General features: G+C 34.6%; 13 protein-coding genes. 9 read left to right on the plus strand and 4 right to left on the minus strand.

Translation table 11 applies throughout. The features are described 5' to 3' along the window. Positions 1–91 precede the first annotated feature (91 nt). Both C4F50_RS09700 and C4F50_RS09705 read left to right on the plus strand, forming a co-directional pair. Positions 92–322, plus strand: coding sequence for a hypothetical protein (locus tag C4F50_RS09700; RefSeq protein ID WP_193846375.1), 231 nt, complete (start codon positions 92–94; stop codon positions 320–322). A gap of 46 nt (positions 323–368) precedes the next feature. Next, positions 369–854, plus strand: coding sequence for a hypothetical protein (locus tag C4F50_RS09705; protein WP_193846377.1), 486 nt, complete (start codon positions 369–371; stop codon positions 852–854). A gap of 55 nt (positions 855–909) precedes the next feature. Here C4F50_RS09705 and C4F50_RS09710 read toward each other — a convergent pair whose 3' ends face one another. Together C4F50_RS09710 and C4F50_RS09715 are read right to left on the minus strand one after the other, a co-directional pair. Beyond that, entirely contained in the window at positions 910–2010 is a 1101-nt protein-coding gene (locus C4F50_RS09710; RefSeq protein WP_193846378.1) for a glycosyltransferase family 2 protein, read from the minus strand. Then, positions 2011–2955: a lysylphosphatidylglycerol synthase domain-containing protein gene (locus C4F50_RS09715; RefSeq protein WP_193846380.1), complete on the minus strand. Its 945-nt coding sequence runs from the start codon at positions 2953–2955 to the stop codon at positions 2011–2013. Between the two features lie 134 nt (positions 2956–3089). Between C4F50_RS09715 and ruvC the strand changes: the two genes are divergently transcribed. From ruvC to C4F50_RS09750, 7 genes are all read left to right on the plus strand, one after another. Then, positions 3090–3644, plus strand: a complete 555-nt coding sequence (gene ruvC / locus C4F50_RS09720; protein ID WP_193846381.1) for a crossover junction endodeoxyribonuclease RuvC — start codon at positions 3090–3092, stop codon at positions 3642–3644. A gap of 188 nt (positions 3645–3832) precedes the next feature. Next, complete coding sequence (gene hemW, locus C4F50_RS09725) at positions 3833–4966, plus strand: radical SAM family heme chaperone HemW (RefSeq protein WP_193846383.1); 1134 nt, start codon at positions 3833–3835, stop codon at positions 4964–4966. Positions 4967–5044: 78 nt separating this feature from the next. Continuing rightward, entirely contained in the window at positions 5045–5812 is a 768-nt protein-coding gene (locus C4F50_RS09730) for a cyclase family protein (protein WP_193846385.1), read from the plus strand. Between the two features lie 160 nt (positions 5813–5972). Next, positions 5973–6374, plus strand: a complete 402-nt coding sequence (locus C4F50_RS09735; protein WP_193846387.1) for a GNAT family N-acetyltransferase — start codon at positions 5973–5975, stop codon at positions 6372–6374. After that, entirely contained in the window at positions 6371–6721 is a 351-nt protein-coding gene (locus C4F50_RS09740; RefSeq protein WP_193846389.1) for a DUF4260 domain-containing protein, read from the plus strand. Before C4F50_RS09735 ends, C4F50_RS09740 begins: the two co-directional genes overlap by 4 nt. A 6-nt stretch (positions 6722–6727) precedes the next feature. After that, positions 6728–7099: an MmcQ/YjbR family DNA-binding protein gene (locus tag C4F50_RS09745; protein WP_193846391.1), complete on the plus strand. Its 372-nt coding sequence runs from the start codon at positions 6728–6730 to the stop codon at positions 7097–7099. Between the two features lie 70 nt (positions 7100–7169). After that, positions 7170–7886: a PH domain-containing protein gene (locus tag C4F50_RS09750; RefSeq protein WP_193846393.1), complete on the plus strand. Its 717-nt coding sequence runs from the start codon at positions 7170–7172 to the stop codon at positions 7884–7886. An 89-nt stretch (positions 7887–7975) separates the two neighbouring features. Here C4F50_RS09750 and C4F50_RS09755 read toward each other — a convergent pair whose 3' ends face one another. Continuing rightward, positions 7976–9568 carry an alpha-amylase family glycosyl hydrolase gene (locus C4F50_RS09755; protein ID WP_193846395.1) on the minus strand — a complete coding sequence of 531 codons (1593 nt, stop codon included), beginning with the start codon at positions 9566–9568 and terminating at the stop codon, positions 7976–7978. 164 nt (positions 9569–9732) lie between these two features. Next, positions 9733–11595, minus strand: a complete 1863-nt coding sequence (locus C4F50_RS09760; RefSeq protein WP_193846397.1) for a glycoside hydrolase family 13 protein — start codon at positions 11593–11595, stop codon at positions 9733–9735. Between the last annotated feature and the right edge of the window lie 102 nt (positions 11596–11697).

The raw sequence follows: 11697 nt of genomic DNA on the forward strand, positions 1-11697 counted from the left end.
TCTTACGGGCAGTCAAAGAATCTCTATTGATGATCAATTGTTACAAGACAGCATTTATAAAAGTAATAAGAAAAAAGTTTTAAATTTTTCTATGAAAGAATTTGACACTCTTTTCTTTGAGTTTTTTAAACAGAAAAATGATCCAAATATTGTTTTAAGTAAAACAGAGTTTTATAGTTATACGGTGCAGATAGCAGTTTTTTCTGATCGATTGGCGCGATTATATCCTGATCAAAAGGAAGTTGCAGCGCAAAATAAAGAGAAATGGCTCTCAGAAAGCTATCAAGATTATCTGGATTACAAAGCATCTCAAAAAAAATAATTGTATTTTTACATTTCTATTTTTATTTCAATTCAATTCTAAAACTTTGAGGCAGTTTTTCCCTTTTTTTATTTGTATTCTTTTTAACTCTTGTCAATATTTTGAGAAGCAGGTTCCGTCTGAGAAAGAATTACTGCAAAAAGAGTTAAAATCGATCAATTGGAAAGAAGTTGACGAATATCCGTCTGTGCCAAACTGCGAAAAAATAACAGACAAAAAACTGCGCCAGCAATGTTTTTTTGAAGTAATGTCAAGTCTTATCGAGGAAAAATTAAATATTGATACTTTGTCTGTTTTATATCCTGAACTGGATACTATCGAGGTAAAAGTTACCGTTTTCCCGAATGCTACAATGAAATTTGAACCTCAGTTTCCTAAAGATTCTGTAGCGTACGATACTATAAAAATTGACAGTATCCTGCATGCACGCCTGGTTGATTTTCCTAAAATTAATCCTGCAATAAAACGCGGCGTTCCTGTAAAAACACAATTTATTTTACCAGTTATTTTAAAAGCCAAAGATAAAAAGTAGCTTTTTTATTTGAAGCTGATCCCATCAGGGCTAGGACTCGTGTTTTCAAAAGAAGTTATTTTTTAAAACTGCGATCTTTCCATTCATAAGAGCCAAACAAACTATATAACGCAACTGCAGAACTAAAAAAAGGATAAATTAAACTGCTCAATAAAAGGCTTTTAATTTTTGTTTTTGTTAAAAAACGATTGGTTTTAAAAAGTAAAACAAAGTCAATTAGAAACTTAGAAAAAAAGAATAAAACGAAAATCGGATACTGCAGGACATGAAAAGCCATCAAAAAAAAGCCGATCACAATACTCAAATTTCCAAAGAAAACGATTAATCCAAGTGATTTGCCAAAAACACTTTTGTAGGAACTTGTTTTGGCTGCCCAGCGTACTCTTTGGTAAAATAAGGATCTCCAGTCTTCGGTTGGTTTTGTAGTAACAATTGCTTCTGGAGCTTTTAAATAATGAACTTCTTCTGGGAATTTTTCAATAGCTTTTTGAAGTAAAAAAACATCATCTCCGCTTGCGATTTTGTCATTTCCTTCAAACCCATTTAAGGCTTCAAATAAGGACTTTCTGTAAGCAAAATTGGCCCCGTTGCACATAAAGCCTTTGTTTAAACCAAAACTGCCAATTGTTGCACCTTGCAGACTGGTTAAATCTAGTTGCTGAAAGTGATGCAGTAAAGAATTTTTGCATTGGTACGTTACCGCTCCCGCGAGCATCGAAACGTGATGCTCCTGTATGTAATTGTCAAATGTTAAGAGCCAATTTTGAGGCACAATACAATCGGCATCTGTAGTAATAACCCAGTCGGTTTTTACGTGTTTCATTGCAGTTGTAATAGCATCTTTTTTTGGAGAATTTGAAACACGGATATTCTCAATTATTGAAACTTGAAACCTGAAACCTGAAACCTGAAATTTTTCGTTTGATGCATCATCAACCAAAATGACTTCAAATAAGTCTGCGGGATAATTTAGTTTTGAAAGGCTTTCTAAAAGTATCGGCAGATTTTCTTTTTCATTGCGAAAAGGAACAATAATCGTAAAATTGGCCTGTGGCTCCAGCGTTGATTTTTGATAATTTTTTATTCTCTTAAAACCATAAACAAGCATTGCGATTGTGATGCAGTAAACGACAGCTATGAGAGACAAAACAACCATTTACTCTATTCTTTTTGTTTTAAAATTTAAGACATAAAATGCCCCGATTATTACAGGCAAAACTACATTTAAAAACCACATCAAAGTGCTGATAAAAACCACAATCCATTCGTTTACACCCAAAATTCCGAAGAAGTAAATAGCCACACTTCCTTTTACTGCAAAATCCAAAAACTGAAAAGTGGGCAGGGAAGAGGCTAAAAAATAAACCGATGTAATCGCAGCCATTAAAGTTAAGTAAGGCAGATCAACATCAAAAGCCAGAAACAAAAAATAATATTGATGAGAGAAAACTAAGTAACGGCAGATTCCTAAAAAAATATTCTTTTGGTGAACGGATTTAGGAATTTCGTTAATCTTATGAATCAGTTTTTCTATAGAATAGCCTTTTACTTTTATTTTTTTTATTGAAAACAAGAGAATTAAAAGCAATAGAAATCCGCCAAATAAAATCATTACAGTTTTTGTAGTAATGACATTAAATTGTGCGTTGAAATACAGTAAACCAAAAATCCCGAAAATGATCGTTAGAATCATCTGGATTCCGTTGCAGATTAAGTTTAAGAAAACCACTTTTTTGGCGTCTGATTTTGGATAATACAATGCCTTTCCTGCGTATTCCCCGACTCCGTTTGGCGTAAAAATTCCAGCTGTCAAAGCCGCTAAAACTTGCTTTGAAGCTTCTGAAACTGAAATGTTGTGAATTACCTGTGCCAGATTCTGCCATTTTAAAATCTCGAAATAACGATTCAAAACGCTCAAAAGTAAAATGAATCCAATTCCTAAAACAGATTGATTTTTTTGGAACAAGACAATAAACTTCTGCCAGTCCAATTTATCGTTATTGGCGAGTTGATTGTAAATAAAATAAAAAGCGCCGCCAACAATCAAAAGTTTGATTACGAGAACGAGGAATTGCTTAGCTTTGTGAGGAATTGAAATCATGCCGCAAAAGTAAAGCTATTTCACAAAGATTCGCTAAGCCCCACAGAGTTTCGCAAAGATTTTTATAAAATAGTAAAGTATTAAACTTTGTGAATCTTCGAGTTTCTTCGTGAATCTCTGTGTAATTACAAAAAATGACAAAAGAACGCATCATATTAGGTATTGACCCCGGAACCACAATTATGGGTTTTGGATTGATAAAAGTTATCAATAAAAAAATGGAATTTTTGCAGTTAAACGAATTGCAATTGTCCAAATACGACAATCATTATCAAAAACTAAAAATCATTTTTGAACGAACCATCGAATTAATCGAAACGCATTGTCCAGACGAAATCGCTATTGAAGCGCCTTTCTTTGGTAAAAACGTACAATCGATGTTAAAGCTTGGACGTGCGCAAGGTGTCGCCATGGCAGCGGGACTTTCAAGAGGTATTCCGATTACCGAATACGAACCTAAAAAAATAAAAATGGCGATTACCGGAAACGGAAATGCCAGTAAAGAACAAGTTGCTAAAATGCTCCAACAGCTTTTAGGCTTAAAAGAATTACCCAAAAACCTCGATTCAACCGATGGTTTGGCAGCAGCAGTTTGTCATTTCTTTAATTCAGGAAAAGTCGTAGCAGGAAAAAGTTATTCGGGCTGGGATGCTTTTGTGAAACAAAATGAGGATAAAATTAGAAAATAAGATAATTAGTCAATTAGATAATTTCTCAGCGTCTATTTTCATTATCTAATTATCAAATTGACACATTATCTAATTTAAAAAAATGAGGATAAAATTAGAAAATAAGATAATTAGCCAATTATATAATTTCTCAGAGTCTATTTTCATTATCTAATTATCAAATTGACACATTATCTAATTTAAAAAAAATGAGCGGCATCTACATTCACATACCATTCTGCAAGCAGGCTTGCCACTATTGCGACTTTCATTTTTCGACTTCGATGAAAAAGAAAGACGAAATGGTTTTGGCTTTGGCCAAAGAAATTGCGATGCGTAAAATTGAAAGTGACGACGAAATTGAAACCATCTATTTTGGTGGCGGAACTCCTTCCGTTTTATCAAATGATGAAATCAATTTTTTAATTTCAGAAGTTTATAAAAACTATAAAGTTATAGAAAATCAGGAGATTACATTGGAAGCCAATCCAGATGATTTGTCTGCCGAGCGAATTTTGGAATTATCTAAAAGTCCGATTAACCGCTTAAGTATCGGAATTCAGTCTTTTTATGAAGAAGATTTGAAAATGATGAATCGCGCTCATAATTCGGCGGAAGCCATAAAATGTTTGCAAGAAGCGACGAAGTATTTTGACAATATTTCGTTGGATTTGATTTACGGAATCCCGGGAATGAGTGACGAAATGTGGAAACAGAATATCGAAACGGCTTTAAGTTTTGGCATTCCGCATATTTCAAGTTATGCTTTGACGGTTGAACCGAGAACGGCTTTGAGCAAATTAATTCAAACTAGGAAAATTGCTGAACCACAAGACGAAGCAGCTTCGAACCATTTTAATATTTTGGTTGAAATGTTGCAGCAAAACGGTTTTATTCATTACGAATTATCCAATTTTGGAAAAGAAAACTATTTCTCCAAAAACAATTCGGCTTACTGGTTAGGGAAAAAATATATCGGAATCGGTCCTTCGGCGCATAGTTACGACGGCGAAAAACGAGGCTGGAATATTGCGAATAATTCGTTGTATTTAAAATCAATTCAGAATAACGAACTTCCTATAGAAACCGAAATCCTAACCATTTCTGACCGTTATAATGAATATGTTATGACAGGATTGCGAACGATTTGGGGTGTTTCTTTAGATAGAATTGAAAATGAATTTGGTTTGGAATATTTGGATTATCTGAAAAAACAATCTCAAAAATTTTTAAACGATGATTTGCTTTCAATAGAAAACAACATTCTAAAACCAACAACAAAAGGAAAATTTTTAACAGATGGAATTGCTTCAGATTTATTTTATCTAAATTTGGAAGAATAAAATTAGCCACGAAGGCACAAAGGCGCAAATTCATTAATCTTTGTGGCTTAGCGTCTTTGCGGCATAAAACCCAAATTTGTGCTAGCTAAAATCAACAACTTCGAAATCGACTTATCAAAACCCATCGATATCTCCATTCCGTTAACCAATACGGATGAAAACCCGATTGCCTGGTACATCGAAAAACCAGTTATTGAACCGGTAGTTTTTGGTGATTGGATTGGGAAAGTTTCGGAAGGAAAATCATCTACTAATTTTAATAATATTTTCTTCAATCCGCATGGACATGGAACGCATACGGAATGTTTGGGACATATAACAAATGATTTTTACAGCATAAATCAATCGCTTAAACAGTTTTTCTTTTTTGCAAAATTGATTACGATAGAACCTGAGAAAATTGGGGATGATTTTGTGATTACGAAAGAAAGCATTTCGACTTCGCTCAATGTGACAGTTCTAGAAAACGCTTCTCCCGAAGCTTTAATCATCAGAACACTTCCAAATCAAAAAGATAAAAAATCTCGAAAATATTCGAATACCAATCCGCCATATTTATCTGAAGAGGCTGCGATTTTCATCCGCGAAAGCGAAATCCAGCATTTACTGATCGATCTGCCCAGCGTTGATAAAGAGCACGACGAAGGAAAATTACTGGCGCACAAAGCATTTTGGAATATTAAAGACACCGTTAATCTAAATTCTGACGCCAGATTAAATGCAACAATCACCGAAATGATTTATGTTCCAAACGAAATTGAAGATGGAAATTATATACTAAATCTTCAAATTGCTTCGTTTGAAAATGATGCAAGTCCATCAAAACCGATTTTATATAAGATTTAAGGGTTTGCCACGAATTTCACTAATTTACACGAATTTATTTTTTGCCACGGATTAAAGTATTAAAATGATTAAATCTGTGTAAATCTTTTTAATCTGTGGCAAAAAATAAAAAAATAAATTAGCGAAAATTCGTGTAATTAGTGGCAAAAAAAAAATTCCAATGATAACAGTATCAACTGATAAAACCAAACTCGACGTTCCGTTTATACAAAACTTTTTAAAAGATATTTATTGGGCTGCGGGACGAACTCTTGAAGAAGTGCAGACTACAATTGATGCTTCAATTTGTTTCGGCATTTATTTAAATGACAAACAAATTGGCTTTGCCCGCGTCATAACTGATTATGTTGTTTTTGCCTATTTAATGGATGTTTTTATTACAGAAGAGCATCGAGGAAAAGGCTATTCCTCTATTTTAATCGAAACAATGATGAACGAACCCCAGCTTCAGGAAGTTAAAATCTGGAGGCTGGCGACAACTGATGCTCATTTTTTATATGAGAAATTCGGATTTACTAAATTAGCGCATCCAGAAAAAATGATGGAAAAAATTATTAAATGAAAACAGTTTTAAAACTCGAAGAAGCGGCGTTATTTGTATTGGGGATCTTTTTATTTAATAGCCTTAATTTTGAATGGTGGTGGTTTTTGGCTTTGATTTTGGCTCCAGATCTATCAATGCTGGGGTATGTTTTTGGAGACAAAAGCGGCGCATTCTCATACAATGTTTTTCATCATAAAGGCGTTGCAATTTTAATTTATATTTTGGGATTTTATTTTAATATTGAAGTGGTGCAATTAGCCGGAATTATTTTATTTTCACATTCGGCATTGGATCGTATTTTTGGTTATGGCCTCAAATATGAAAAGGGTTTTAAATACACGCATTTAGGTGAAATTGGTAAATAAAAAAATATGAATTTAGAAACATTTTACGAATATTGTCTTTCAAAAAAAGGTGTGAGCGAACATTTCCCTTTTGACGAAGATACTTTGGTTTTTAAAGTCGGCGGTAAAATGTTTGCTTTATCTTCTTTATCACAATGGGAAAAGAATGAACAGTCTGTCAATTTAAAATGCGATCCGGACCGCGCACAAGAACTGAGAGGGGAATACGATGAAATAAAACCGGGATATCATATGAGTAAAGTACATTGGAATACGATTGATTTAACTGGGAATTTACCCGATAAATTCATCAAGGATTTGATCGATCATTCGTATGAATTAGTTCTCAAAAGTTTAACGAAGAAAATTCAGAATGAAATTGCCGAATTAAAAAATTAGGCATTACATTTGCAACATCAGTAAAAAAACTCAGCAACTTAAAAGCTCAGCAACTTAGCAACTTAAAAAAATGAAAGAACAATTTAAAAAGTTTTTAAACGAAGAACAGGATCCAAAAGCGATTGAAAAAATTACTTCAAAATTAAGCGATTTATTAATGAGAGGTGAAGAAGTTGGATACATTGCAGTTCAAAAAAAACCAGCAATAACTGTTTTTCCTGAAAGTATTGTCTTAACCAATAAAAGAATCATCATCTGTAAACCTAAAAACTTAGGGCTTTCTATGGATTTTATAGATTATACTTGGGATGATATTGCAAGTACTTTTGTTAAGGAAAATATTTTGGGATCTGAGTTTTCATTTGGAACTAAAACTGATTTAGCTATTTCGATTGATTATATTCCAAAAATTCAGGCAAGAAAGATTTATACGTATGCTAAAGAACAATTGGATCTTTTAAAGAATCCTGTTGCTGCAACAGCTCCTATTGTTGAAGAAGTTCAAGAAGAGGAAGAAGAAGTACAAGACGAAATAGAAGAAGTAGAAACAGAAGAAGTAACAAGTTTTGCTGAAATCCTGCCTGCTGCGCCAGTGTACGAAACGTACGAGCAAATTCCGCCGCAACAAGCACCAGCACCTACATCAACTGGAGATCGTAAACTAAGCGAACTTTCTAAAGAAGAGCTTTTTGACAAATTACAGAATTATAAAAAACTTCTCGATAATGGTTTAATTATGCAGGGAGAATATGATGCCTACAAAAAAGAAATCTTAAGCTACATGTAGTTTAATTAATCCCGATTCGTCGGGATTTTTTTTGCCGCAAATTTCAACCAATTTAATCCTCTTAATTTGCGGCATAAAAGGCTTTGCAGTTAAATTTTTTCCAATAAAACGATTCCAAATTCACTGTCGATAATTACTTTTCCATTAATAACTTCTGTTTCTTGATCAGAGAAGCAGTCTCTTACTTTAGTGCCGTTTTCAAAAATAGAATGAACAGAAAGTTCCTTTTTACCTTCAGGTAAATCTAAACCAATGATTACTTTATCTGTAAATGGACCTTTAGAATAGACTCTTGAAAATACATAATGTCCGCTCTCAATTTTTGAATGCACTCCGGCACCAACCGCAGGATGGTTTCTTCTAAACTGACCCAATTTCTGCCAGTGCCAAAGCATTCTCTGCGTGTCTGGATTGTTTTGAATAGCGTCCCAATTCATGTTGGAACGTAAGGTAGCATCGCCCTCAGTTCCTTCAATAACCAACGAACGATTTGATTCGTCGCCATAATAAACCTGCGACATTCCTGGCGAAAGTAATAATTTGGTTCCAGCCTCGAAACCTTTTACACGATTGGCGTCAAAAGGCTGTCCATCATCATGAGAAGATACATAATTTAAAACCGAATAACCTTTTAAGTCATTATGCAGCGCATTCGAATATTTCGAGAATAAAGTTTCGTAATCGCTCTGAGCCGCATTCCATTTAAACTCAAAATTGATCATGCTGTTGAAACCATTCTCGAAATAATTGACTTTTCGGTCTCCAAAATCATAATCCTGACCACCGCTGATCCCGTAACCGTAAACTTCGGCAATAGTATAAAACGGATTCTGATCTAAAACCTGCAGCGGATGGTTCTGTTTCCAATTCGCGAAAGCAAAATCACATTCCTTTTTAAAATCGTCCCACACAGCTTCTTCGGTATGTTTTACAGTATCGGCACGGTAACCGTCAATTCCGAATTCTGTGATATAATCGGTAAGCCATTTTATGATATAATATTTTGGGCTTCTCGGATATCCGGTTCTTTTGAAGAATGCATCAAGCGAAGCAATTTCTTTTTCGTAACGGCCTTCTTTTTTCCATTTTTCAATCAAAAAAGGAGGAAGTTCAACATTTTGAGTGCTTTCGGTTTTTATGTCTGGAAGATTCTCCACCAAAGTACACATCGTTGTGTTTTCAAACGATTTGTAATCGCAGACAACTCCTGTTCTAACCCAGTCAGAAGGCCAAACGGGATCTTCTGGAGTTACAGGTCCAGTATGATTAATAACGCCGTCTAAAACAATTCTGATTCCGTGTTCGTGAGCTTTTTTTACCAAATTAGCCAAATCTTCTTTGGTTCCAAAATTAGGGTCTAATGCTGTCCAGTCTTTTGCCCAATAACCATGAAAACCATAACTCAAACCAGTTCCTTCGTCAACGCCATCGTGAATCTGCTCTACAATCGGCGTAAGCCAAATAGCGTTTATTCCCAGTTTGTCAAAGTAGCCTTCTTCGATTTTTTTGATAATTCCGATGATGTCGCCACCCTCAAATCCGCGTAATTTTCCCGGCGTTTTGGTTCGGTTGAAATTGATATCTTTAGACGGATTTCCATTGTAAAAACGATCGGTAAGTAAAAAATAAACATTTGCGCCTTCCCAAACGAAAGGTGTCTTTTGAGTATTGTCGTTATTCATTGAAATGATTATGAATCTTAAAGATAAAGAAAGAATAGCGTATAATAAAAAAATCCGCCACGAATTCACGAATTATTGTTTTATAAATTCGTGAATTTGTGGCGGAATAACTTTGCGTATACGCACAGCTGTGCGTCTCTACAATATATACTGTATGTTTAAAACTATTCTAATTCTAAAACTAAAGCTGATTTTGGTTCCAATGTAATTTCAGTCGCTAAATCGAATGTTTTTCCTGTAATAACATCTTTTCCAGATTTAAAGTTTTTGATGTTTTCTTTAAAACGATTTGTTTTTACAACCTGCTCTTTTGCATTGTTATTGAAAACTACCATTACCGTTTTACCATCAGTATATCTGAAATATACGTAAGTGTTATTTTCTGGAATATAATGTGTCATTTTTCCGAAATGAACCGCTTCATTTGATTTTCTCCAGTTGAATAATTTCGAAGTAAAATCAAAGTATTTTGCCTGTTCAGCTGTTCTTCCTGCTGCGGTTAAAGCATTGTTTTTATCGCCGGCCCATCCACCTGGGAAATCCTGACGAATATCGGCATCGCCTTTGCTTTTATCGCCGCCCATTCCAATTTCTGAACCGTAATACAATTGTGGAATTCCACGAACTGTAGCCAATAAAGTCATCGCCAGTTTGTATTTTGGAAGATCGTATTTGAACTTATCATTCATACGATCGGTATCATGATTTTCAGCAAAAACCAAAATGTTATTCGTATTTGGATACAAGTAATCCATTGCGAAATTGTTATAGAATTTAATCAACCCGTTGTCCCAGCTTGGTTCGTCTTCATTGAAAGCAGAAGTAACCTGACTTTGAAGCGTAAAATCCATTACACTTGGCAGATTCGAATTGTAATTTTCGATTGCTCCAATTTTACTGTCTTTCTGCCAATAGGCTAAATTTGCCTGATTGTGCATCCAGATTTCTCCAACAATATTAAAGTTTGGATATTCATTTGTAATCGATTTTGCCCAATTGGCCATCGCTGTCTGGTCAGAATAATTATAAGTATCTACTCTAAAACCGTCAAGATTAGCAAATTCTATCCACCAGATTGCGTTTTGAGTTAAGTATTTTGCAACTAAAGGATTTCTTAAATTCAAGTCTGGCATAGAAGGTACAAACCAGCCGTCAACACAAACTTCCTGATCTATTTTTGAAGCATGAATATCTGTAATTACCTCACGACGGTGGTGTGTTTGTGTGAAAGTCTCAAATTGATTGAACCATGTTTTAGTTGGAATATCTTTCATCATCCAATGTGTAATTCCCCAGTGATTCGTAACATAATCCATCACCAGTTTCATGTTCTTTTTGTGCATTTCTGCAGAAAGACGAGCGTAGTCATCATTCGTTCCGTAACGAGGATCGATTTTGTAAACATCAGACTGCCCGTAAGTATGATACGAATGCTGTTTGTCATTGTCTTCGCATAAAGGTGTGCTCCAGATTGTAGTTGCACCAAGAGACGAAATATAATCTAAGTTTTTAATGATTCCTTCGATATCACCGCCGTGACGTCCGCTTGGATCTTGGCGGTTTCCTTTTTCAGTTAAAGAAGCGTCGCTGTCGTTTTTAGTATTTCCATTAGCAAAACGATCCGGCATGATCAGATAAATCATGTCTGATGCGTCGTAACTTTTTCTGTCAGCAGAATTGGCTCTTCTTTCTTTAAGAGCATATTTCTGCGTAAAAGCGACTTTATTTTTGTTTTTGAAAGAGAAAACCAATTCAGAAGCTTTTAAGTTCTGCGTATCAATGGTTACGAAAAGGTAATTTGGGTTCTCTGTTTTTTCTACGTTTTTAATCGCCGCATTGTTTGAAACCGAAGCTTCGTATTGTGCAATATTTTTTCCGTAGAACATAATCTGCAGTTCCGGATTTTTCATTCCTGCGTACCAGAAAGGCGGTTCTACTTTTTGGATTTGCGCTTTCGCGGAAGCGGAAAACAACAGAGCCAATAGAATTAGTTTGTAGAATGTGTGGTTTATTTTTAGGCTGTTCATAGTGAGTAGAATTTAAACCATATAAGAAATGTAAGAACATTTAAGGCAAAAACTGGGGAGGTTTCTATTTAAATGGACTTACATTTCTTATATGGTTAATTA

Origin of the sequence: Flavobacterium hungaricum (assembly GCF_015182285.1) — a bacterium.
Classification (GTDB): domain Bacteria; phylum Bacteroidota; class Bacteroidia; order Flavobacteriales; family Flavobacteriaceae; genus Flavobacterium; species Flavobacterium hungaricum.